Below are 24,998 nucleotides of genomic sequence, written 5' to 3' on the forward strand. Positions count from 1 at the left end.
CCCGGCCTAAATGTCTTTAACCTTTAGGATATTATACGAGGTACCAAGATCATACACATCATTCCCGTCTACTTTCTTGATGTACTTTACGACACGGATGGTGACGGGAAGGATGATAACCTCGTACAAGGATTTAAGTACCGCCTGCGTCCCGATCATGATAAGCAATTCTCCGGCCGGGATCAATCCGGCGAAGGCGATCGGGAAAAAGATCAGGGAATCGGCGCTCTCACCGATAAGGGTAGATACGATCGCTCGTAACGAGAAATTCTTTCCGTTGGAGGCGATTTTCATTTTGCTCATCACATAGGCGTTCAGGAAAGAACCGGCCAAAAACGCTATCAAGCTGGCGACCGCTATACGTGGGGCCATCCCGAAGACGAAATTGAAACCTTCCTCCCCCTCCCAAAAAGGGGCGGCCGGTAATAATACCGCCAATTGCGCGAATGCGATCACCAGAAAATTAGAGGCGAAGCCACTCCAGATAATTAGCCGTGCCTTCTTGAATCCCCAGACTTCCGCTATACAATCATTGATGATATACGAGATCGGGAATACGATCAAACCTGCGGTAGCCGTTATACCGCCTACTTGCACTACTTTTGTCTCTAAAAGATTGGACGCTACAAGGCATATATTAAAAAGTATACCTAGCAGCATGAAAGGTACTGTAACTGTTTTTTGCATGTCTTCTTGTTTTTAACGAGGTTTATCAAGCACTCGGGACGCAAAGGTACGAAAATTCTTATTAAAAACGATGGGTATAGCAGATACCGATCGCATGGCGGTAATTCACGGGATCGTCTACATTAAATATATGGTAGCGATAATAGAGTTGGAGGTTATTGTTCGGGTTTAGTTGGTAATTACTTCCTGTGGAGAAACGGATCTTATCGGACCGCATCTTATTTCGCGTATCATTGAAGACCTCGGTGTAGGCAAAAGGACAGAAACCACTCTTGCCGATCTTATAGGAGAGGGTCAGCATCGAACGCAGATAATTCTTGGGATGTTCGGCGTGAACCTTATAGGTACTTTGAAAACGTTCCCGGACAGAGAGGGTAAAACGTCCGGCCGAATAAGTCCCCGTAGCGTAGAGATAATATCGGTTTCGTAACTCGTCGGATGCCTTGTATCGTGCTAGAGACATATATCCGCTTCCTGCCAGAAGATATTTATTAAACTTGTAGTTTACCTCAACGGTGGTGAGGAACCATTCCGCTTCCTTAAAGTCATCTCTCGGACGGATGTCCTCTTCTACAAGAAAGGAAAAATGCTTATAGATTTTTCCGCATAGGCTCGCCTTGAAATACACACCTGCGCCTTCCATTCCGTATAGGGATGAAGTGCATCCTATTATAAAGAATAGGATCAGATAAATAGATCGTTTTGTATATGATGTGTTTTTCATGTAGAGTGACTTCCGATGCAAAAGTAGTGTTTTTGGATGTAATACCAACGCCTCAGGATATTATATCCGATTTTTCTTATATTTGTCTCCTATTAACTATCAAATTCGAATACATGGAAAACATATCAAGAAGAACGGCTATCAAGACATTTTTAGCTGGAGGCGTGGCTTTGGCGACTACAGGTATCGAGGCGGCGGTAGCCGCTAAAAAGAAAACAGACGTGAGGGAACCCTTGAAAGGAAATGTCCGCCACTCCGTAAGCAAATGGTGTTTCGGCGATTATAATCTGGACGAGTTCTGTGAGATCTGCAAGCATATAGGGATTGAATCCGTCGAGCTACTGGACCCGGAGGATTGGCCGGTCGTACAAAAACATGGCCTGACGGTGGCGATGGCGCAAGGGGCCGGGCTTGGGATAGATCGAGGTTTCAATGATCCGGCCTTGCATGACGAGTTGGTCGCCAGTTATGAGAAGGTGATCCCGATGGTGGCGGACGCTGGATTGACCAACTTGATTTGCTTCTCCGGCAGGCGTAACGGCGCAACGGACTTGCAAGGCTGGGAGAACTGCGAGAAGGGGTTGAGGCGCCTTATCCCTTTGGCGGAGAAGCATAAGGTCGTCTTGACCATGGAGCTTTTGAACAGTGTCGGCCATAAGGACTATCTGTGCGACCATACGGTTTGGGGCGCGGAGCTTTGTCGCCGTATCGGTTCCCCTAATTTTAAGTTACTATATGATATTTATCATATGCAGATCATGGAGGGGAATATCATCGAGAATATCCGGAAATATAGCCAATACTTCTCCCATGTCCATACCGGAGGTAGTCCGGGCCGTGCCGAGATCGACGAGACGCAGGAGCTTTACTATCCGGCTATCATCAAGGCTCTTATGGAGACAGGCTATAAAGGTTTTGTCGGGCAGGAGTTCGTCCCCGCCCAAGAAGACAAGATCGCTTCCTTGGAGAAGTGCATCCGCATCTGTGATGTATAGTGTTGTTTTACAATAATCTATAGTGCCAGACTTGTGCCATGGTTGTGGCACGGATGTGCCATCAGCGTGGCATTGTTGTGCCACCGCTATGGCATCGCCGTGCCACCGCCGTGGCATTATCGTGCCATCCCAATGGCACGACTGGGATAGCAGTATGACAAAGACTATGAATTTATTTTCTCCAACCATGTTACGTTTTCTTTTCTCGATTGTCATTAAGATAGAATGGAACAAGAACAGTTTAAAAAAGAGATATTGCCTTTGCGGGAGAAACTATTCCTTTACGCGAGAAGGCTGCTGGATAACCCGGAGGATGCCGAGGATGTCATGCAGGAAGTCTTTTTGAAGCTGTGGTATATGCGTGGCGAGTTGGACTATTATAATAATGTAATGGCCTTGTCCGTACAAATCACCAAGCACCTTTGCCTGAACCGGATGAAAGTCCGTGAACGCACGGAAGGTGAGGCGGACGAACAATTCTTTATCTGCGATGCCAACACGCCTTATACCCAGCTGGAACAAAAAGACAGTTTGGAGCATGTAATGCGGCTTATCAATAAACTACCGGGACTTCAACAGACCATTCTTCGCATGAAACACGTGGATGGTTTCGAGGTGGAGGAAATCGCCGGGTTGACCGGAAGTACCCCCGAGGCGGTACGTATGAATCTTTCCCGTGCCCGTAAACGGGTGAGAGAGCAATTCTTTAAAATGCAGACGTTATGAAAACAGAGGAATACAAGTCTATAGAGGATTTATTAGACCGCTTCTTCGAGGGTCAGACCTCGAACGAGGAGGAGCGAGTGTTGTATGAGTTCTTCGCCCGTCCGGATATTCCCGCCCATCTGGAACGTTATCGGGAGGTATTCGGATATTTCGAGAGTGGCATTGCCTTGGATTTTAGCGAGACTCCGGAATTGAGGCTACCCGCTAAGGAAATTTCTTATAAACGAAAAATAGGATGGGCAATCGCAGTTTGCGTGGCGGCTTCTCTTTTGTTGTTTTTGGTGAATACGGTCTTTATGAATCAAAATGCTTCTTTTAACCCTTATGAGGGAAGCTACATCGTGCGCAATGGTGTCGTAATGACAGATATAAAGAAGATACAACCCGAATTGGAGGTCATATCCCGAGCGGCGGAAGCGATGGAGAAGAATGCGGATCAGCTCTTAAGAAATGCGGATGAAATAGCTTATTTGCCGGAAAGGATGAATAAGCGGTTCGAGAAGAAACGGGAGACTCTACTGAGGAATATTCCGGATACTCAGGTACGTAAGGAAGTTTATAAGATCTTGGAATTGGATAAATAGTAAATTAACTAATAAACAAAAGAAGTTATGAAAGCAAGTAAATGTTTTTGGGTGGTATTATGCCTTTTGGTGGGAAGTTTCAGTACAGAGTTATGGGCACAGAAGAATTTGGAGGCTGTCGTGCAGAAATGTAAAGCGGATAAGACGATCGATAAAAGCGTAGTAACGAATAAAGATCCGAAAACTAAAAAGGTATATAAGATAGTCTCTTCTTTCGTCGTGGAGGGCCACGCCGCATTACAACAAGAAATTAAATCCGCTTTTGAGCGGGACAAGGAAGAGGCTTATCAAGTGATCGAGAATGAGAACGATGGGGTGGTTAGTTGGTTTATCCGTTTCTCGAAGGGTAAAAATACAGTTTCTTATTCTATAAATGTTGATGAAGAGGAGCTTCTCTTGACAGTCATTGAGAACTTCGACATGCCGGAGGAAAAAGATATAGAGATAAGATCAAGTAGTGACATGTAGGTTTTACTATGTAGATAAGTCAACAATAGCACCTCTCATCTGTGAAGCTGGGAGGTGTTTCTTTATGTCAAGATATTGGATAGTAGTGTCTAAATTTTGTACACCACTGTCAAATAATTGGACAGTCTGTTTTGGAAAGTAAAATACTACTTGTTTGATAATTAAATATTTAGTTAGTTTGGCACACTATTTGAATTAGATATGGTAAATTAAACAGTTAGATAACAATTAAAACAAATACAGTTATGATTAAGATCGAAGGTTTAAGTAAGTTTTTCCGTACGGAAGAGGTTGAGACAATTGCGTTGAATAAGGTTTCTTTGGAGGTAAAAGATGGCGAGTTCGTCGCTGTCATGGGACCTTCCGGTTGCGGTAAGTCTACGTTGTTGAATATTCTGGGTTTGCTGGATAACCCTTCCGAGGGAAATTATTACTTGGGCGACCAAGAGGTAGGACACTTGAAAGAGAAAGAGCGTACGCAGGTCCGTAAGGGAAACATCGGTTTCGTGTTCCAGAGCTTCAACTTGATAGACGAGTTGAACGTTTTTGAGAACGTGGAGCTGCCGTTGACTTATCTAAAGATCAAGGCGTCGGAGCGTAAACAGATGGTAACGGATATCTTGAAACGAATGAATATCAGCCACCGTGCGGCTCACTTCCCTCAGCAACTCTCCGGAGGTCAGCAGCAACGTGTGGCGATCGCCCGTGCGGTAGTTTCCAACCCGAAGATTATCTTGGCCGATGAGCCAACCGGTAACTTGGATTCCAAGAACGGTGCCGAGGTTATGCAGCTGCTCACCGAGCTGAATAAGGAGGGAACGACGATCGTAATGGTGACGCACTCCAAGCACGACGCGGGTTTCGCTCACCGTGTGATCAATTTATTCGACGGTAGCGTTGTTTCTTCCGTCAGTGAATTTATTTAGTCAACATGACATAAACACATACACACAAGAGTTTTTTATAAGCTAATTGGCCTGTGAAGGTCGGTTAGCTTTCAATTTAACTTAAATATAAATCGATGAGACAGCTATATTATACAATCCGTTATTTACTTCGAGGCCGAGGGGGAAATGTGATCAAGGTTCTGTCCTTGACACTAGGACTTGGAGTGGGATTGATCCTGTTCGCTAGGGTCGCTTTTGAATTGAGCTTCGATACATTCTTTGACCAAGTGGAAGATTTGTATAGCGTGCATGTGCGATACAATGATGATAAGGCGGGAGAGGAAGATGAGTCTCGTATCATCTTTGCCCCGATCCCGGAGGCTTTGCGGCAAGAGTTCCCCGAGATACAGTACGCGACGGTTTGCCGGAGAAGGTACGGGGCCGTATTGTATCATGGTGAGGATCGGTTCAAGCCCCGTTTGATGATGGCGGATTCCCTTTTTTTCCGTACGATGGGAATCAAGGTGCTAAGGGGGGATGACCGTTTGTTGGGAATCGAAGATCAAGTTTTCTTATCGGAAAAAATGGCTGAACGTATATTTGGCAAGGAAGATCCGATCGGGAAACAACTGCTGTACGGAAAAAACTATCCTTATACGGTGGCCGGGATATTCCGTGACATACCGGAAAATAGTCATTTACGTTTTGACGCTGTCGCTTCTTTCATTAATATGAAAACCCAGTTCGGTGCCTATGCCGGTTGGGGTGCCGACGATAGTTATCTGGGCTATATCCGCCTGAAACCGGGTGTGGTCCCGGAACAAATCAATCAGAAGATACCGGCTTTATTGCCTAAATATATAGATGTAGAAAGGGAGAGGAAACAAGGTTTTGAGATGGAGCTTTATATCAAGCCGGTCTCGGAGATATATACGCAAAGTATCGAGGTGAAGCGGATGGTGGTGATCATGAGCGTACTGGCTTTCGCTTTGTTATTCGTGGCGGCGATGAATTATATCTTGAACTCGGTATCTTCTCTGCCGATCCGGGCGAGATCCGTAGGAGTACACAAATGTAATGGAGCTTCCAGCAAGGACATTTTCAATATGTTCTTGTTTGAGACGGCGGCTTTATTTGTAGTGGCCCTCGTATGTATGGCATTGCTTTTATTCGCTTTCCGGGAATATGTAGCGGATATGGCGGCTGTTCCTACTTTGGGCACTTTATTGAATGCGCAGACTATATGGCTTCCTGCGATCATGATCTTGGCTATATTCATTTTGTCCGCCTTGCTACCGGCCCGTTTGTTCAGCGTTATCCCGGTTACCCAAGTATTCCGGGTATCTACTTCGGGTAAGCAGGGATGGAAGCGGAGTTTGCTCTTTATCCAGTTTGGGGGGATAGCGTTTGTCATTACATTATTGGTGATCGTGTTATTGCAATATGATCGGCTAATGAATAATGATTTGGGATATGATCCGGAAAATATAGTGTATGCCTCCTTGGATAATATGGACGATCAGAAGACGGCCAAACTTACCGCCGAGTTCAAGAAGTTACCTTATGTCACGGCTACGGGATTTTCGTCCATGGACATTCTAAGTGGTTATGGTGGTTTCCCTATTCTGGATAATGAGAAAAACTGGCTGTTTACGGCCCGGCAGGTAAACTATAACGCCGATTATCTCTCTCTGATGAAAATCCCCTTGCTTGAGGGGCAACCACTAAAAGGTGACGGGGATATCTTAGTGAATGAGTCATTCGTGAGTAAACGTGGATGGACGGATGGTGCGATCGGTAAATATATTTATGATGATGAGGGTAATTTAAAGGGAAAAATAGTGGGTGTCACCCGCGATTTCATGGTGAATTCCTTCTTCACTCCTCAATTACCGGTCATCATGTTTGGTAGTGACCGGATGAGTTATTGTAACTTTACGGTTCGTGTCTCCGAGCTAACCCCGGAATATTTGCGGGAAATGAATGATCGGATCGCAGAACTATTTCCGGATGAGGATGTCGGTTTTACGGTGCTGAAAACGATCATAGAGTCTCAGTATGAGGGAACCCGTCATTTCCGTGACGGTGTCTTTGTTGCCTCGATCGCTATCTTGCTGATCACCTTAATGGGATTATTAGGATATATTACGGACGAGATGCACCGTAGGAGCAAGGAGATAGCGATTCGCAAGGTGAATGGAGCGACGGCCCCGAATATTTTACGTCTTTTATCTAAGGACGTTTTGGTCACGGCTTTCCCGGCTATCCTTTTAGGAGTGATCGCCTCACGAGTCGTAGGAGAGAGCTGGTTGAGGCAATTCGCGGATAAGATACCGCTGACTGTTTTTATTTTCATATCTACGGCTCTACTGGTTCTGGCGATCATCTGGGGATGCGTGATCCTGAAATCTTGGAATATCGCCAATGAGAATCCGGTCCGTAGCATTAAGAACGAATAATATAATAGGTAATATAAATCGCGTATGAAAACTATTTTGAGGAATCTCTTGAGCGTATTGCGCCGTTTCAAGATGGCGACACTTTTAAATGTATTAGGACTATCTGTGGCTTTTTCCGCTTTCATCTTGATTATGATGCAAGTGGACTATGACCGGAATTTTGACCGAGGCATAAAGGATGTGGATCGGATATTCCGGGTAGAGGTGGCTTATGAGAGTGGAACGAAACAGGCTATTATAAACCGTCCGTTAGCGGAAGCTTTTATCCGATCATCACCGCATATTCTGGCCGGTTCGTTATTGGATCCTTGGGGAGAGGGCGCTTTCTTTTATACGGAGGAGAACGGTGTCCGGAATAATTTCAAGGAGCGATGGATGCGTGTATTTCCCGAGTATGCGGATATATTTACGTTTGATATGTTGGACGGCAGTGCCGATAAATTGAAAGAACCCAATATGGTATTACTTCCGCTAAGTCTATCGAGCAAGCTTTTCGGCAATCAATCCGCGGTGGGTAAGCAGTTGCATATGGCTAATTCGAAAGGTGTTTTCACCGTTGGAGGAGTGTATCGGGATTTCCCGGATAACTCATCCGTGGGGAATAGCATCTATTACCAATTAAATCCGAAAGAGAATTTCCAGAACTTTGGCAATTGGAATTATATGTTTTACGTCCGTTTGGATGATCCGGCGAACGCTTCCGGCTTGTTCGAGAATTTCAAGGCGCATTTCGATGTATCTACCTTATCGAAAGATTTCTCTTGGGAAGGAGGTGGAATGTCTTTGGTCTTGAACCCTCTGACGGAGGTGCATTTCGACTCCGGGGTCACTTACGATAATGCTCCGAAGGCAAGTAAATCTACTATGCTTGTCTTATTTGCGATCGCCATCGTGATCGTCGTGATTGCCGGTATTAATTTCACGAACTTCAGTACGGCGCTTACGCCCATGCGTATCAAGAGCATAAATACGCAAAAAGTATTGGGTGGCGAGGTCTCGGTGATCCGTATGTCTCTGATTCTGGAGGCTATCGTGATCAGTGTTCTCTCTTTCCTGTTGGCGTTGCTTTGGGTCTCTTTGTTTGCCGGCACAACCTTATCCGCGCTGATCGACGCTCGGATTGCCTTGATGGATTATCCGTTGTTGTTGGGGGCTACGGCATTGATCGCGATCGCTACCGGTTTGTGCGCCGGGTTGTATCCCGCTTATTATATGACCTCTTTTTCTCCGGCCTTGGTATTGAAAGGAAGTTTCGGTCTGTCACCAAAAGGTCGCCAGATGCGTAATGTCTTGATTGGCGTGCAGTATGTGGCTTCATTTGGGTTGATTATTGGGGCGGTATTCATGTATTTGCAGAATTATTATATGCAGCACGCCCCGTTAGGCTATGATAAGGATGAGATTATCGTTACCGATCTGAACGCTAAACTCTGGAAAAGCCATGAGGCTTTCGTGAGCCAGGTGAAATCTTTCTCGGGCATCGATGACGTGACGTTCGCCGAGCCTCTTCTCTCCAGCAGTGACCAGTACATGGGGTGGGGACGTGAGTATCAAGGCAGAGAGATCAGTTTTCAATGCCTGCCGGTAGATCCTTCTTTTCTAAAGGTGCTAGGGATACAAGTAAATGAAGGCCGCGACTTTCGGGAGGAAGACGCTAACAATCCTTATGGGGCTTATATTTTTAATGAGCGTGCGCGTGCCGCCTATGAAATGGAGGTGGATGCGATGATTGACAGCGCAAAGATCGTCGGTTTCATACCGGACGTGAAATTCGCCTCTTTCCGTACGGAGATAGCGCCCATGGCGTTTTTCGTATGGGGAACACGTAATTGGGGGAGTCGTCCTAACTGGGCATATATCAAGGTGAAGGCGGGATCAGACTTGCGGGCAGCCATGGATCATGTGCGATCGGCCGTGCGAACATTCGATCCGGAGTATCCCTTCAATATCCGTTTTTTCAATCAGGTGTTGAATGATTTGTATAAGAAAGAGGGGAATCTGAGTTCCTTGATCACCTTGTTCGGGCTATGCGCTATTTTCATCTCTATCGTAGGGGTCTTTGGCTTGGTGGTTTTCGATAGCGAGTACCGGAAGAAAGAGATCGGTGTTCGCAAGGTGCTGGGCTCTACCACGGGCGAGATTATCGTGATGTTCAACAAGACGTACATACGTATTTTATGTATCTGCTTTGTGCTGGGCGCTCCGGCTGCGGGCTATGCGGTGCATCGCTGGCTAGAGAATTTCGCTTATAAGACCCCGATGTATTGGTGGGTTTATCTGATAGCCTTCGCTCTTGTCTCGATCATCACGATATTGACTGTCACCTTCCAGAACTGGCATGCGGCGAACGAGAATCCGGTACATAGTATCAAGAATGAATAGGCGGTAGTCTCCAACCCTAAGATGATCTTGGCCGATGAGCCAACGGGTAATTTGGATTCCAAGAACGGTGCCGAGGTCATGCAACAATAAAATAGAGTAAGTCATGAAAACAATCATACGTAATTTCATCAATGTATTAACACGTTTCAAGGTAGCTACCATTTTGAATGTAGCGGGATTGGCGGTCGCTTTCGCTGCTTTTATCGTGATTTTGATACAGGTAAATTTTGAGTGGATGTTTGATCGTTGCCACCCGACTTCCGATCGTATTTATCGGGTAGAGCTAACACCTGCGGTCGGGCTCAATACGATCTTATCCCGCGGATTGGTTGAGGCAGTTATCCAATCTTCTCCACATATTGAGGCTGGAACATTGTTAACCCCTTCTTTCGGGGAGATTTATTTGACAACTGAGAAAAAAGATGGAGAACGGTTGGGATTTGAAGAGACCATAACAACCTGTCATCCGACTTTACCTTCTATCTTCCAATTTCCACTCATCGAAGGTGATCTTAATTGCTTGGATGAGCCGGAAAAGGTTATGATCCCTGAAAGTTTGGCGATGAGGCTTTTCGGGAAAGGAGTTTCAGCGGTCGGTAAATCATTACATGCGGAGCAAGCGGTATGGACGAAATCGCAAACTCTTTTTACGATAGGGGCGGTATATAAAGATTTTCCGGATAATACGCAGCTAAAGAATGTGATCTATACGTCGATTGATCCGGATTACGAGATCAATAATTTCGACGCAAGTAACTGGATCTGTTATCTATTGCTGGATCAATCCTCTTCAGCGGGAGGAGTGATGGATAGTTTTAACCGGCATTTTGATTTCTCTAAAATAGGGCGGCCGGAGGTTCGGGTTCAGTTAGTCCCGCTTACCGATATTTATTATTTGGATGAACCTAACAATTATAGCATGTCTCGGAAAGGGAATCTTGAGGTAACTGTCTTGCTTTTAGGATTAGCTATATTGATCATTTTTGTAGCCGCTATAAATTTTACGAATTTCAGTACGGCGTTGACGCCTTTGCGTGTCCGTAGTATCAATACCCAAAAGGTTTTGGGTAGCTCGTATCGTATCTTGAGGGGCTCTTTACTAATCGAGGCTGTTCTGATAAGCCTTATCGCATGGTTGATCGGTTTATGGATAGTATGGGGACTTGACCGAACAGTAGCTTTACCTTTTCTTGAGGCGGATTTGGATTTTTCAGTTAATATTCCGGTAATTGTTGTTTCTGGATTGATCGCTATGTTGACAGGTATAATCGCAGGTTTATATCCTTCTTATTATGTGACCTCTTTTCCTCCGGCTTTGGTTCTGAAGGGAAGTTTTGGACTTTCTCCAGTCGGTAGGAAATTACGGATGGTTTTGATTGGTTTCCAGTTTGTAGTATCTATCCTGTTGATTATACTGTCTTGTTTCATGGGGATTCAAAGTCATTATATTCGGAATTTTTCTTTGGGTTTTGATAAGGACGCGATTGCGATCGTGGAGTTGAATCCGACTCTATACGATAAGCATCATACAACTTATGTGGACCGTTTGAAGGGATATCCCGGCATTGAAGATGTAGCTTTCTCTACGGCGAAAGTCGGGGCGGGCGATAATTATAGTTATAATACCGTGACTTATAAAGATCAAGAATTTACCTATTTCAATATTAGGGTCTCTTCTAATTTCTTTCAGGTCATGGGGATATCAGTGGCCGAGGGGCGCGAATTCTCAAAAGCAGATGAAGGATCGGAAAATGTCGTTTACATATTTAACCGTGCGGCACATATTGGCGCGAATATGAAAGAAGGAGATAATTTTCACGATGGCCGTATTATAGGCTTCACGGATCATGTCAAATTCACGTCGCTCCGGGATGGAGAAAACAATATCGCGTTCTCTTGCATGAGTTCGAAAAAAACGATGCCTGTTTCTTACATTCGATTAAAAGCGGGTACGGATATGTTCGCCGCCGTGGATTATATCCGAGAGACCTTGAAAGGGCTAGATTCTGCTTACCCTTTTGATGTAGAGTTCTATGATGAGATATTCGACAATCTATATCATAAGGAAGATGCCTTACGAGATATGATAACTGTTTTTGGACTTTTGGCTATTATACTTTCATTGGTTGGGGTATTTGGCTTGGTCGTATTTGATACGCAATATAGGAGAAAGGAAATAGGTATTCGCAAAGTACATGGAGCTACAGTAGGAGAGATCTTGCGGATGTTCAATAAATCGTATGTGAGGATCGTGATAGTCTGTTTCGTGATCGCGGCTCCGGTTGCTTGGCTTGGCGTAGAGAAATGGTTGGAGAATTTTGCTTATAAAACACCGGTTTATGGTTGGGTGTTTTTACTGGCTTTAGTCGTCGTTTGCTTTATTACATTGTTGACTGTCTCTTTCCAATGTTGGCGTGCGGCGAACGCGAATCCGGTGGATAGTATTAAAACGGAATAATAAATGAAACTATAATAAAATGAAAACGATTATTCGAAACTTTCTAAGTGTGTTGAGGCGGTTTAAAATGGCGACCGCATTGAACGTAGCCGGTCTTGCGGTTGCTTTCGCCGCTTTTATCGTGATTTTGATACAGATTAATTTTGAGCGGACTTTTGACCGTTGCCATCCTACGTCCGGGCGGATTTTTAGGGTGGACTTGACCATTCCGGGTACTTTCGGGACAATATTACCCCGTGCCTTTGTGGAGGCTGTCATCCAATCTTCCCCGCATATAGAGGCGGGTACATTGTTGACTCCTTCTTTTGGCCAGAATGGTGTTTATCTCTCGGTGGATAGAAACGGGCAACCGTTTGGGTTTAAGGAAATCGTGACAACCTGCCACGCTAGTTTACCGAAGATATTCGCGTTCCCGATCGTGGAAGGCGATATCGATTGCTTGAAAGATCCCGAGAAAGTAATGGTACCCCGAAGCTTGGCTGACAAGTTGTTTGGGGAAGATATCTCTGCGGTTGGTAAGACGTTGCGAGCGGAAGAAAATATCTGGACTAAATCGGCTAAACTCTTTACGATTGGCGCGGTTTATAAGGATTTCCCGGAGAACACGCAGCTTCGGAACGTGGTCTATACGGCGATCGATCCGGATTATAATATCAATAATTTTAGCTCAAGTAACTGGGTTTGTTATTTATTGCTTGATAATCCTGCCATGGCAGATGAGGTTGCCGATAATTTCAACCGTCATTTTGATTTCAAGAAGATTTACCATGAGGGAGAACAGATCCGGCTCGTCCCGCTGACTGATATTTATTATATGAATGAGACGCAAGACGGTGGTACATTCCGGAGCGGAAACAAGGAAGTCACGGCCTTATTGTTCGGTATAGCCCTTCTGATCGTCATTGTCGCGGCTATTAACTTCACGAACTTTAGCACTTCTCTGACTCCGTTGCGAATCAAAAGCATCAATACGCAGAAGGTATTGGGTAGCTCGGATACTTTGTTGCGCAGATCTTTATTGATAGAGGCAGCCCTTATTAGTTTTATAGCATGGCTGGTAAGTCTCGTTATCGTTTGGGGATTGGATTGGGCGGAAGCGCTACCTTTTATCGAGGCCGATTTGAGTTTGGTCTCAAATCTTCCGATCGTTTTCTTGTGTGGCATCGTAGCGTTGGTTATCGGTTGGCTGGCGGGCATTTATCCTGCTTATTATATAACTTCTTTTCCTCCGGCCTTGGTGCTGAAGGGCAGCTTCGGGTTATCTCCTTCCGGGCGTAAGTTACGTACGACATTGATTTGTGTCCAGTTCGTTGTTTCGATCGTGTTGATTATCGGGGCTTGCTTTGTGCAAATCCAGAATAGTTATATGAGGAATTTCTCTTTAGGATTCGATAAGGATCAGGTAGCTATCGTGGAGCTGAATGAGACAATGTACAATAAGCATCACGATACATATGTGAATCGCTTGAAAGAGAACCCGGGGATCGAGGATGTGGCTTTCGCTATGGAGAAAGTGGGCTCTAAGGACGGGTATAACACGAATGGCGGTAGTTATAAGGGTAAGGACTTTCAGTATTTCATAATTATAGCATCTTCCAATTTCTTGCGGGTGATGGGGATTCCGGTTATAGAAGGGAGAGATTTCTCAAAGGCGGACGAACTTTCGGATCATACGTCTTATATATTCAATCGTACGGCGATGGAGGGGTTGGATATGCAAGTGGGTGACGCGTTCGATAGCTATTCTCCCGGTCATCTTATCGGTTTCTCCGACGATGTGAAATTCACCTCGCTTCGTGGTGGAGAGGATAATATCGCTTTCTTGGTCGGAAACTTTGGTTATTCTTTGCCAATCTCTTATATCCGCTTGAAAGCCGGATCGGACATTCATGCCGTAGTAGGTCACATTCAGGAGACGATGAGAGAATTAGATCCTTCCTATCCGTTTAATATAGAATTCTATGATGAGATCTTTAATCATCTTTACCAGAAAGAGGAGAATCTACGCGATCTGGTTACGGTTTTTAGTTTACTGGCGATTATTATCTCTTTGGTCGGAGTATTTGGCTTAGTGGTGTTCGAGACTCAATACCGCCGTAAGGAAATAGGTATCCGCAAGGTACATGGAGCTACGGTAGGGGAGATCCTGCTGATGTTTAATAAGGCCTATCTGAGGATTGTAGGTATTTGCTTCGTGATAGCGGCGCCGATCGCTTGGCAGGGCGCGAAGATGTGGCTCGAGGGTTTCGCTTATAAGACTCCGCTTCATTGGTGGGTATTCTTAATCGCCTTATTGATCGTAACCGTAATCACGTTATTGACCGTGAGTTTCCAGAACTGGAAAGCGGCGAACGAGAACCCGGTAAATAGTATCAAGAGCGAGTAATCCACCATCCCATCTTCCACGCCAGTAGCAAGATCAGTAGGGAAAGGACCAAGCAGGCTAATAGCAACCAAACTCCCAATCCGTTTACGAAAAGGATGGGGACGAAGGTGATCAATAAGATCTCTATGGGAGCGATAGGCAGGTAAGCCATCGCATAATCATCCATCGCTTTGCTGGAAAGTTTCGGATCGACGATCCGCAGCAAGGCGATGCCCATGGCCATCGTGCCGGTCCACCATCCCCAAGCGAAAATCATGCGCTCGAACCAAAAGGTCTTGGCTAATCTTCTTCCTAAGAAGAATGTTATGCACCAGACGATCGCCACGCCCGCTATGATGAGTACGATAAGCGGCAAGGCATATTTTACGATCACCCCTAGCTTGATAGACGCTACACCGCAAGCTACCAGCATATCCGTGAAGGAACTGCTCAGCCTCTGGGTCGTCTGCGGGCAGATATATCTGGATATGGTTGTTGCGTCGAAGAATTTCTTTAATACTAATCCAATGATAAAGGCACAACTGAAAACAGGTAACTCCAATACCGGATAATACACCTTTACGGTTTGGCTAACCATATATCCCAAAAAAGCCACGACAAATACCAAAGCCACATGGAAAGTCAGCGTATCGATGGATATGGAGGAAGTCGTAGCTTCTCCGATGGAATCCCGCTTATCCTCTGGCAGCAACCCACTTCTCAGCTCGTCCGGTAGATCGTCGAAATCCGAGATAAAAGCGGTTTGTTTATGCTTGGCCGCCCATTTGACCATCAGTAAACCTCCGATGATCGAGCAAATAACCCCCACGGTAGCGGTTGTCATGCCTAAACTGCGAGCCTCGTCCCAGCCCAATCCCTCGAACGCAGACCCGATAGCAGCGGCCGTGCCGTGTCCGCCATAAAAGCCTGTCGGCAACATAATGCCGAAAGCGTCATTCAGGTCCGGCCAGATCAGTTTGATCACGTACAATCCGAAAAGGCCTACCAATGCCCATTGCAATAACATACCCACCTGAGCGTACGCCCACATCGGTCCGACTCGTTTCGCTACTTCTTTCATGGAGACGTTCGGGGAAGATAAAGGCAACGCGCCGAACACCAAGGCGATAAGGATAGCCGCATAAGTACCTAAGTCATTGGAAAGCGGAATCCACCCCAGTCCATTAGGTCCGAACGCCAGTCCTAGCAAGCCCGCGATCAAGCTGGGGGGTATGAATAATTGTTGTATCAGTTTTACCTTGACTCGTATGAATTTGCCAACCAATAGAAGTATCGAAATGAATCCAAGATCCGTAAAGAGAGTCCAAGGGGTGAACTGTGTTAGGTCTATCATAGTAACTACTTACTTTATGTTCGTTTAAATATCTATTGTACAAATATATTTTATTCTTATGAGAAATACTAGAAATCCAAACGAATTCTATATCTCCATCTCCTTTTTACGATAAACGGAAGGAGAGCAACCCATAACTTTCGTAAACGTACGCGAGAAGTAGGCGGCATCCTCGAATCCCAGATGCGTGGCGATCTCATTCAACTTCATATTCGTTAGCTCGATATATTCACAAGCCTTCTGTATTTTCAAGCGTATGAAGTAATTCATGGGCGAGACCCCGGTCTCGCCAAAGAAGAGAGCAGAGAAGTGAGAAGGGGAATATTTGAAATAAGACGCTAATTCCTTCAAGGTAAGATTCTGCTGGATGTTCTCACGCATATAATGAATAACCCGTGCCGTGAACGGATATTCTTTTTGCGAGGGAATCATGATATGGCGGAATTGCTCCAGATAGATGAAAGAGGCCAGAAAATTGTAAAGGCACATGGAGGAATAAATCATATATTCTTTAATATATCCCATGGAGAAACTGCTATATATCTCCTCAAACAGCCGTAACCGATCTTGTAAACGGGAATATTCATTCGGCGAAATAGTGACCGGAACCGGATGCGACGGCAGGAATTGATCGCAAAGCTTCCCTTGGAAGTGTAACCAGTAAATAGTCCATGGATCTCCCTCGTCTGCCCCGAATGAGTAGGGGATACCGGGAGGGATGATGATATATTGGTATTTCTCCACGGTATATTGTTTACCGAGGATACGATACCATCCTTTTCCCTCCGTACAATAAATAAGCATGGCGTAGTCACAGCCATGTTCTTTTTGGAGAAAATGATATTTAACACGTGGGAAGAAACCTATCTTGCGTACATATAAATTATTGATGAGCGGTTCCCTCCGGTAGCTTGCCAATAGTTCCTCGGGTAAAGAAACGAACCGTTCTCCCTTAAATCCTTCTTTTATCTTGACCATGATCTATAAATCATAAGATTGTACAAGTAAATCGGAACAAATGTAGCATTTCTTTCTGGATTATTGAAATAATTTTGCCGACATAAATCATAACATAATGCCATGAATAAAATTCTAGTTGTAGTTTCTTTTGTATTTGTATCTTTTTTGTCTTGTACGGGATTAACCGATAGACAGCGATTGGCCAATCAGATATTGTCTGATACGAATTTGTTGAAGGTCGATAGTATGGCTCGTGCTACCATCCGCAATGGTTTTAACGCAGGTAGCGGTTATTCCCAGATATGGGCTCGTGATATGAATACGTTTATAGAGATCGCTTGCGAGGAGAGTGATCCACACGAACTGCGGGAAGCTATTTTATTGTTTTTCGCTCTTCAACAGCCGAATGATGAGATGATCGATGGTTATGTGCTGAAAGAAGATTTTACATGGTATGATGATACGCCTTATTATTCGAATGCCGCTCCGAAACATGTCGCTTTTAAGAATACGGTAGAGACGGACCAAGAATCTTCCTTGATTCAGATCGTAGGTAAATACATTCGTAAGACGGGTGATCGGGAGATATTGAATGAGAAAGTTGTCGGGAAGACCGTTCTCGAGCGAATGAACGCGATGGTAGATTATCTGATGCGGGAACGATATAATGAGAAATATGGATTGCTTTATGGAGCAATGACCGCTGATTGGGGCGATGTACAGCCGAATGACGATTTCGGATGTGATATGAATGATTTGTCGGATCCGGCTATCGATGTATATGATAACGCTATGTTCATAATCGCCTTGGATTATTTGTTGGAAATGGCTCCTGATTCTCCGCAAGCCTCCCGTTGGAAAAGTCTGCGTGAGGGAATCGAGAGAAATGTGCGGGCTCATCTATGGGATGTAAAGCGCCAGAAGTTCATTCCTCATATTTATCCGGAGAAATCTCCGATTCCGGAAGGTTTTGATGAACTTGCCATTCATTATCATGGTGGGACGGCTATCGCTATAGAGGCCGGCTTATTATCGAAAGACGAGATACGTACCGTAAATGCCCAGATGCTTGAGAATGTTCGCCTGTCGGGTATGCCAAGCATTGGTCTGACCTTATATCCCGTGTATCCGGATGGTTTTTTCCATGGAGGAATGTCTAAGGCTTATCTGTATCAGAATGGCGGGGATTGGACATGGTTTGGCGGTCGGATGATCCAGCAGCTTGTCGTTAATGGAATGGTTGAGGAGGCTTATGCGGAGATCCATCCGATGATCGAGCGTGTGATCCAAAATGACGGATTCTACGAATGGTATGGCAAAGGCGGTGTCCCCAGCGGCTCTGGTAATTTCAAGGGATCGGCCGGAGTGTTATCTAAGGCGATTGAATTATTAAGGGATTGGGCAGAGAAAAATAAGAGTTAAATACAAGCGTGCAATATTAAATGTCAAAAGAGATGAGAAAAAGTAATTATGATAAAATGCCGGCCACCGTTGTAGACGGTACCTTGTGGAAAGGCTGGGAATCGATACGGAAGCGATTGGCGGAGATACATGCGGAAACGAATGGATCACAAGTTTGGGTGGTGGAATGCTACCAAGGGGTTCATCACGAGGAGTTGATGCGTGAACTGCAAGCGCTCGCGCCCGATCGTTTTATCAATACGCGAGATTTATTTAAATCGGCAGAAGATATAGAGGCGATGACCTATCCTTATCTGACGGATGACCGGTTGTTTGGCCGCCGGGCTCATTTCTCTTATACGGATTTCTTGGATGAGGAGAAGGTGAACGCCTGCCGGGAGTCCTTGCGTGATGGAAAAGGCTGGACAATCGTTTATGGCCACGCCGCCGCCGAGATCGTTTCCGCTCCGGACAAATTGATCTATGCGGATATGGCTCGTTGGGAGATCCAGATGCGTTCCCGTAGAAAAGAGATGAACGGGCTAGGTGTGGAAAACCGGGAGGAAGCCCCGTCGTACCATTATAAGCGAGGATATTTTATTGATTGGATTGTTTGCGATAATCTGAAGAAGAAAGTCCTTCCTAAGGTCGATTATTGGTTGGATACCCATATCGTCCGAACACCTAAGATGATTTCCGGGGAGACATTGAAAGAAGGGTTAGAGAAAACGGCGCATACTCCGTTCCGGGTAGTACCTTTCTTTGATCCGGCTCCTTGGGGCGGCCAATGGATGAAAGAGGTCTGTGATCTGAATAAAAAGCAAGATAACTTCGGTTGGTGTTTTGATTGCGTGCCCGAGGAAAATAGTTTATACCTGAAAGTTGCCGGAGAGCTGTTTGAGATCCCTTCCAATGACTTGGTATTCTATAAGACGAGAGACTTGCTGGGCGGGCCGGTCGAGGCTCGTTTCGGACAAGATTTCCCGATCCGTTTCGACTTCTTGGATACGATGGGAGGAGGAAACCTAAGTTTGCAAGTGCATCCGGTCACCCAATATATCCGGGATACGTTCGGGATTTATTATACGCAGGACGAGAGCTACTACCTGCTGGATGCCGAGGAGGACGCTACCGTTTATCTGGGATTGAAAACCGGTGTCAACCCGGACGAGATGATCGCTGCCCTAAACGAGTCCCAACAGACCGGAAAGCCTTTCGATACGGAGAAATATGTCAATAAATGGCCTGCCAAACGCCATGATCATTATCTGATCCCCGCCGGAACGGTCCATTGTTCGGGAGCCGGTGCCATGGTGCTTGAGATTAGCGCTACGCCAAGTATCTTTACGTTTAAGCTTTGGGACTGGGGCCGCTTGGGATTGGACGGACTGCCTCGACCTATTAATATCGGCCACGGCTCGAAAGTGATCCAATGGGAGCGGCAAACGGAGTTTGTCCGTCATAACTTGATCAACCAAGTGGAGATGATCGCCGAGGGAGACGGTTGGCGGGAGGAGCGGACCGGCTTGCATGAGAACGAGTTCATCGAGACCCGCCGTCATTGGTTCACGGATATCGTGCCTCACAATACGAATGGAGGGGTGCAAGTACTGAATGTAATCAAGGGAGATGAGTTGATCGTGGAGAGCCCGACAGGCGCATTCGAACCTTTCATCGTTCATTACGCGGAGACTTTTATCATCCCGGCTTGCGTGGGTGAATATACGATCCGTCCGTATGGATCGTCTGTAGGTAAATATTGTGGTACTATAAAGGCTTACGTACGTTTTAGGCAATAATCACCGTTTGCCATAGGCATTGCACTGCTTTGCCACTACTGATGGCACGATTGTGCCACTTCGAAGGCAAGGTTGTGTCACCTCTAATGGCAAAGTAGTGCCACTGCTGTGGCACTGGCGGGACCTCTTTAAGTAAAGAAAAGGAATATATGATGTACACAAATGACAATAGAATAGTAATGACATTGGATGCGGGAGGAACGAATTTTGTCTTCTCTGCCATCCAAGGTGGAAAAGAGATAGCCGATCCGGTAGTTCTTCCGGCATGCGCGGATTGCTTGGATAAGTGTTTAGGTAATTTGGTAGAGGGTTTTAAGGCAATTCAAGCAGGCTTGCCGGAAGCTCCGGTCGCTATCAGTTTCGCTTTTCCTGGTCCGGCGGATTATCAAGCCGGTATCATAGGCGATTTACCCAACTTCCCCTCTTTCCGGGGTGGCGTAGCGTTAGGCCCGTTTCTGGAAGATATATTCGGGATACCGGTATTTATCAATAACGACGGAAGCTTGTTTGCGTACGGAGAGGCGTTGACGGGAGTGCTCCCGGAGATCAACCGCCGTTTGCGGGAGGCGGGAAGTACGAAACGATATAAGAATTTGCTAGGTGTCACGCTAGGGACAGGCTTTGGTGCCGGGGTTGTCATCGATGGAGAGCTTTTGCGGGGTGATAACGCGGCGGGAGGATATGTATGGTGCCTGCGGAACAAGAAGTACCCGGAGTATATCGTGGAGGAGAGCGTCAGCATACGGGCGGTCATGCGTGTCTATGCGGAGCGGAGCGGTGATGTGGGGGCGCGTACCCCGAAAGAGATCTTCGAGATCGCCGAGGGTATTCGTCCGGGTAACCGGGAAGCGGCTATCGCCGCGTTTGAGGAGTTGGGTGAGATGGCTGGGGACGCGTTGGCTTCCGCTATTACCTTGATCGATGGGCTTATCGTGATAGGCGGTGGTTTGTCCGGTGCATCCAAGTACATCCTGCCGGCCTTGTTGAAAGAGATGAATGCGCAGACGGGAATGATGGACGGTGCTCGTTTCGGGCGCTTGCAAAAGGAGGTGTATGACTTGGACGACGAGAAGAGCTTCGCCGGTTTTGCCCGGGGAGAGGCTGTCGAGGTGCTAGTCCCGGGTACGAATCGCAAGGTAGGATACGATCCTTGTAAACGGATAGGGGTGACCTTCAGCAAGCAAGGAGCCAACCGCTCGATCGCTATGGGTGCTTATGTTTTTGCGTTAAACCATCTATCTAAATAAATTATGAGAAAGTATAGTATGAAGCCGGTCTGTTTCCTCTTGTTCCTGTGCGGGGTTTTCACATCCTGCGTGACACAAGGCAAGAAGGCCCTGCAAGAAGAGCTTAGCCAATATGTAGAGCCTCGGATCGGCACGGCGCATTGCCGTTGGTTTCATTTTACCCCGGGAGCGATGCCTTTCGGTATGGCCAAGCCGGCCCCTTCTACGAACGGGCATATCGGGAATAAATCCGGTTGGGAGGCGACCGGTTACGATTATCGGGATCAATCGATCGAGGGTTTCCCCTGCTTGCATGAGTTCCAGATCGGCGGAATCGTCCTGATGCCTACAAAGGGTTCATTGAAAACAATTCCCGGGGCGGTAGACGACTCGACCGGTATAGGATACCGTTCCCGTTTTGATCGTGCGGACGAGATCGCTACGGCCGGTTATTATTCCGTCCTCTTGAAAGATTACTCGATCCGGGCGGAGCTTACCGCTACCCCTCGTGTCGCTATCCAGCGTTATACGTTTCCGGCCGGAGAGGATAGCCATATCTTGTTCGATATAGGAAACCGCCAAGGAGAGAGCGGAGCCGTACGGGATGCGGAAATAACCTTTACGGAAGACGGGCGTATCGAGGGCTGGGTGATTACTGAGCCTGAATATGTGAGGAAATATCAACCCGGGGCATCGGTTCCTTTGTATTTCTCGGCGGTGCTGGATAAGGCTCCCGTTGGATATGGCGCTTTCAACGGGGCGGATATCCGTCCGGATGAACGGAAAGCGACGGGCGTGGGGGCCGGACTTTATCTGACGTTCCGTACCCAAGATCAAGAGTCGGTAACCGCTAAAGTAGGTCTTTCCTATACATCCGTGGAGAATGCCCGGTTAAATAGGGAGACGGAGGCCGCTACCCTTACGTTTGACGAGGCAAGGGAGATCTCTCGCCAAACATGGGAAGACTATCTGGGACGTATCCGGGTAGAGACTCCGGCGCGAGAGGATAAGGTGAAATTCTATACCGGTTTGTATCATGCTTTATTGGGCCGCGGATTGGCTAGCGATGTGAATGGCGCCTATCCGAGAAATGACGGCTCGGTAGGACAAATCCCTTTGAAAGACGGGAAACCGATACATAACTTATACAATACCGATGCCGCTTGGGGAGCGCAATGGAATCTGACACAGGTTTGGGCTTTGGCCTATCCGGAATATTATTCGGATTATATAAGTAGCCATTTGTTGGTGTACAAGGATGCCGGCTGGCTGGCGGATGGAATCGCCAATAGCCGTTATGTCTCCGGGGTTGGTACGAATTTATTAAGTACGATTATCGCTGGCGCTTATCAATGTGGCATCCGGGATTTCGATGTGAATACGGCCTATGAGGCTTGCTTGAAGAATGAGTTGGATGGGGAGAATCGTCCGTTGGGCGCGGGAAAGATCGATACCCGTTATTTCGTGGAATATGGTTATGTGCCTCATTTGGATAAAGGGGACGGGCCGGACGAGGCTTTCATGTTCTCCGCTTCCCATACCTTGGAATATGCTTATAGCGCGTGGGCTGTGGCCCAATGGGCGAAGCAACTGGGTAAGACGGACGATTATAACCGTTTGATGGATTTATCGAAAGGCTGGGAGCGTATCTATGACCCTTCCTGTAATTTTGTCCGTCCTAAAAAGAAGGATGGTACGTTTATCGAGGACTTCAATCCGATGCAAGTATGGCGCGGATTCCAAGAAGGTAACGCTTGGCAATATACATTCTATGTACCGCACGACGCGAAAGGCTTGGTCGCTAAAGTTGGTGCGGACGTGTTTAACCATCGGTTGGATAGCATCTTCACGGTGTCTCGTAAATTAATCTTTAGCGGAGGCACGGAAGTAGGGGCTTTCGCCGGTTTGCAAACCTTGTATAACCAAGGAAATCAACCTTGTTTGCACATCTCTTGGATGTTCAACGAGGCCGGTCGTCCCTCGCTTACGCAAAAATGGGTGCGGGCGATCTTGAATGAGTTCTATGGTACGGATGGCATCCACGGTTATGGCTACGGACAGGATGAGGATCAAGGCCAGCTCGGGGCTTGGTACGTGATCTCTTCCTTAGGCTTATTCGATATGAAAGGCTTGACGGATCAAGCGCCTTCTTTCGCTTTGGGTAGTCCTTTGTTCGATAAGATTACGATCCGGCTGAATGACCGCTATTATAAAGGGAAGGAATTCGTGATCGAGACTCGTAATAATAGTAAGCAAAATGATTACGTGCAATCCATGGACTTAAACGGGAAACCATTGACGGATACTCGTATTCCTTTCTCGGAGATTGTTCAAGGTGGACATTTGGTTTTAGAAATGGGTAACCAACCAAAAGATCGATATGAGAACTAAAAGTACGAACTCCGCTATATTCCCGATCCTTTTCGGCTTTTTCGTGATGGGATTCGTGGATGTCGTGGGAGTTGCCACGAATTATGTGAAGATGGATTTTGGTTTGTCCGACACCTTGGCGAACCTATTACCCATGATGGTCTTTCTTTGGTTCGCCCTGTTCTCTGTCCCCACCGGTATCTGGATGGGACGGCACGGGCGTAGGAATACGGTAGTCGCTGCCTTGGCCATCACGACCTTGGCGATGCTGATACCTCTTTTCTTCTATGACTTTGCTTGTATCTTGTTTGCGTTCGCTTTGCTGGGAATTGGAAATACGATCTTGCAAGTGTCCTTGAATCCGATGGTAGCGCGGGTGGTAAATCCGGATAAAGTAACGAGCGTGCTTACTTTAGGGCAGTTTATTAAGGCGGTATCTTCCTTCTTAGGGCCGATTATCGCAGGTGTAGCTTCTTCTTTCTGGGGAGATTGGAAGTTGATATTCATTGTCTATTCGGTGACTACCTTGTTATCTATCATCTGGTTGATAACGACTATTCCGGGTAAAGAGGAAGGAGAGGAGCAAGAAGCCTCGTTCGCCTCTACATTAGCTTTATGTAAAGATGCTAGGATACGGATGCTTTTCTTGGGGATTCTGTGTATTGTCGGGATCGATGTCGGTCTGAATACGACGATCCCTAAGCTATTGATGGAAAAGTTATCCATGCCGTTGCAAGAGGCCGGATTAGGGAGTAGCCTTTATTTCGCCGCTCGTACGGGAGGCTCTTTCCTGGGGGCTATATTGTTGGCGAGGATCTCGTCACGACCTTTCTTAAGGGGAAGCATGCTGATCGTTATCCTTGCTTTCGTGGGATTGCTTATCTCGGATAGCTTGTGGAGCATGGGCGTTATGATCGTACTGGTTGGCTTGGCTTGCTCGAATGTGTTTTCGATCCTGTTCTCTTTCGCGTTGGAACATCGTCCGGAGCAATCCAACGAGGTATCGGCCTTGATGATTATGGGGGTATCGGGAGGCGCCTTGATTACGCCTTGTATGGGAGGCTTAGCCGATATGTTCGGGCAGGTAGCCGGCTTGATGCTATTATTAATATGTATGCTGTATATAGGACTTATATCCATAAAAACACGATAA

Annotated in this window: 18 protein-coding genes and 1 pseudogene; 15 read left to right on the top strand and 4 right to left on the bottom strand. The window is 46.4% G+C overall.

The genetic code is table 11. The features are described from left to right. Window positions 1-6: 6 nt before the first annotated feature. Both CI960_RS06435 and CI960_RS06440 read right to left on the bottom strand, forming a co-directional pair. A complete protein-coding gene (locus tag CI960_RS06435; RefSeq protein ID WP_005858047.1) occupies window positions 7-687 on the bottom strand; it encodes a queuosine precursor transporter in 681 nt (226 codons plus the stop codon). A 61-nt stretch (window positions 688-748) separates the two neighbouring features. Beyond that, the gene (locus CI960_RS06440) at window positions 749-1,411 is read right to left on the bottom strand and encodes a DUF2490 domain-containing protein (protein ID WP_036628792.1); all 663 of its coding nucleotides are present in this window, start codon (window positions 1,409-1,411) and stop codon (window positions 749-751) included. A gap of 113 nt (window positions 1,412-1,524) precedes the next feature. Between CI960_RS06440 and CI960_RS06445 the strand changes: the two genes are divergently transcribed. From CI960_RS06445 to CI960_RS06495, 10 genes and pseudogenes are all read left to right on the top strand, one after another. Beyond that, the gene (locus tag CI960_RS06445; RefSeq protein ID WP_036628990.1) at window positions 1,525-2,406 is read left to right on the top strand and encodes a hydroxypyruvate isomerase family protein; all 882 of its coding nucleotides are present in this window, start codon (window positions 1,525-1,527) and stop codon (window positions 2,404-2,406) included. A 225-nt stretch (window positions 2,407-2,631) separates the two neighbouring features. Continuing rightward, window positions 2,632-3,132: an RNA polymerase sigma factor gene (locus CI960_RS06450; protein ID WP_005858041.1), complete on the top strand. Its 501-nt coding sequence runs from the start codon at window positions 2,632-2,634 to the stop codon at window positions 3,130-3,132. Beyond that, window positions 3,129-3,716 (top strand): hypothetical protein, encoded by a 588-nt coding sequence (locus CI960_RS06455; RefSeq protein WP_005858039.1) that lies wholly within the window; start codon window positions 3,129-3,131, stop codon window positions 3,714-3,716. The genes CI960_RS06450 and CI960_RS06455 overlap by 4 nt, the downstream gene beginning before the upstream one ends. A 27-nt stretch (window positions 3,717-3,743) precedes the next feature. Next, window positions 3,744-4,184: a DUF5024 domain-containing protein gene (locus CI960_RS06460; RefSeq protein WP_005858037.1), complete on the top strand. Its 441-nt coding sequence runs from the start codon at window positions 3,744-3,746 to the stop codon at window positions 4,182-4,184. Between the two features lie 245 nt (window positions 4,185-4,429). Then, the gene (locus tag CI960_RS06470; protein ID WP_005858035.1) at window positions 4,430-5,110 is read left to right on the top strand and encodes an ABC transporter ATP-binding protein; all 681 of its coding nucleotides are present in this window, start codon (window positions 4,430-4,432) and stop codon (window positions 5,108-5,110) included. A gap of 95 nt (window positions 5,111-5,205) precedes the next feature. Beyond that, entirely contained in the window at window positions 5,206-7,530 is a 2,325-nt protein-coding gene (locus CI960_RS06475; protein ID WP_005858033.1) for an FtsX-like permease family protein, read from the top strand. Window positions 7,531-7,554: 24 nt separating this feature from the next. Then, window positions 7,555-9,912 (top strand): ABC transporter permease, encoded by a 2,358-nt coding sequence (locus tag CI960_RS06480; protein ID WP_005858031.1) that lies wholly within the window; start codon window positions 7,555-7,557, stop codon window positions 9,910-9,912. Continuing rightward, a pseudogene (locus tag CI960_RS06485) lies at window positions 9,913-9,993 on the top strand (ABC transporter ATP-binding protein); the annotation flags it as partial. It lies immediately after the preceding gene. 22 nt (window positions 9,994-10,015) lie between these two features. After that, the gene (locus CI960_RS06490) at window positions 10,016-12,370 is read left to right on the top strand and encodes an ABC transporter permease (RefSeq protein ID WP_005858029.1); all 2,355 of its coding nucleotides are present in this window, start codon (window positions 10,016-10,018) and stop codon (window positions 12,368-12,370) included. Between the two features lie 19 nt (window positions 12,371-12,389). Then, the gene (locus CI960_RS06495; RefSeq protein WP_005858027.1) at window positions 12,390-14,756 is read left to right on the top strand and encodes an ABC transporter permease; all 2,367 of its coding nucleotides are present in this window, start codon (window positions 12,390-12,392) and stop codon (window positions 14,754-14,756) included. Here CI960_RS06495 and CI960_RS06500 read toward each other — a convergent pair. Both CI960_RS06500 and CI960_RS06505 read right to left on the bottom strand, forming a co-directional pair. Next, window positions 14,743-16,089, bottom strand: coding sequence for a sodium/glutamate symporter (locus tag CI960_RS06500; RefSeq protein WP_005858025.1), 1,347 nt, complete (start codon window positions 16,087-16,089; stop codon window positions 14,743-14,745). The two genes, CI960_RS06495 and CI960_RS06500, sit on opposite strands and share 14 nt — an antisense overlap. 87 nt (window positions 16,090-16,176) lie before the next feature. Next, a complete protein-coding gene (locus CI960_RS06505; RefSeq protein WP_005858022.1) occupies window positions 16,177-17,067 on the bottom strand; it encodes an AraC family transcriptional regulator in 891 nt (296 codons plus the stop codon). Between the two features lie 102 nt (window positions 17,068-17,169). On the opposite strand from CI960_RS06505, the gene CI960_RS06510 reads away from it, so the two are divergent. The 5 genes from CI960_RS06510 (at window position 17,170) to CI960_RS06530 (ending at window position 24,998) form a co-directional block, all read left to right on the top strand. Further along, window positions 17,170-18,471 (top strand): hypothetical protein, encoded by a 1,302-nt coding sequence (locus CI960_RS06510; protein WP_005858020.1) that lies wholly within the window; start codon window positions 17,170-17,172, stop codon window positions 18,469-18,471. A gap of 32 nt (window positions 18,472-18,503) precedes the next feature. Next, on the top strand, window positions 18,504-20,249 hold the full coding sequence (locus CI960_RS06515) for a class I mannose-6-phosphate isomerase (RefSeq protein ID WP_005858018.1): 1,746 nt from the start codon (window positions 18,504-18,506) through the stop codon (window positions 20,247-20,249). Window positions 20,250-20,398: 149 nt separating this feature from the next. Then, the gene (locus CI960_RS06520; protein ID WP_094582296.1) at window positions 20,399-21,496 is read left to right on the top strand and encodes an ROK family protein; all 1,098 of its coding nucleotides are present in this window, start codon (window positions 20,399-20,401) and stop codon (window positions 21,494-21,496) included. Between the two features lie 3 nt (window positions 21,497-21,499). Next, window positions 21,500-23,866, top strand: a complete 2,367-nt coding sequence (locus CI960_RS06525) for a GH92 family glycosyl hydrolase (protein ID WP_005858014.1) — start codon at window positions 21,500-21,502, stop codon at window positions 23,864-23,866. Continuing rightward, window positions 23,856-24,998, top strand: coding sequence for a sugar MFS transporter (locus CI960_RS06530; RefSeq protein WP_005858011.1), 1,143 nt, complete (start codon window positions 23,856-23,858; stop codon window positions 24,996-24,998). The genes CI960_RS06525 and CI960_RS06530 overlap by 11 nt, the downstream gene beginning before the upstream one ends.

The organism is Parabacteroides sp. CT06, assembly GCF_002257605.1.
Taxonomy (GTDB): domain Bacteria; phylum Bacteroidota; class Bacteroidia; order Bacteroidales; family Tannerellaceae; genus Parabacteroides; species Parabacteroides distasonis.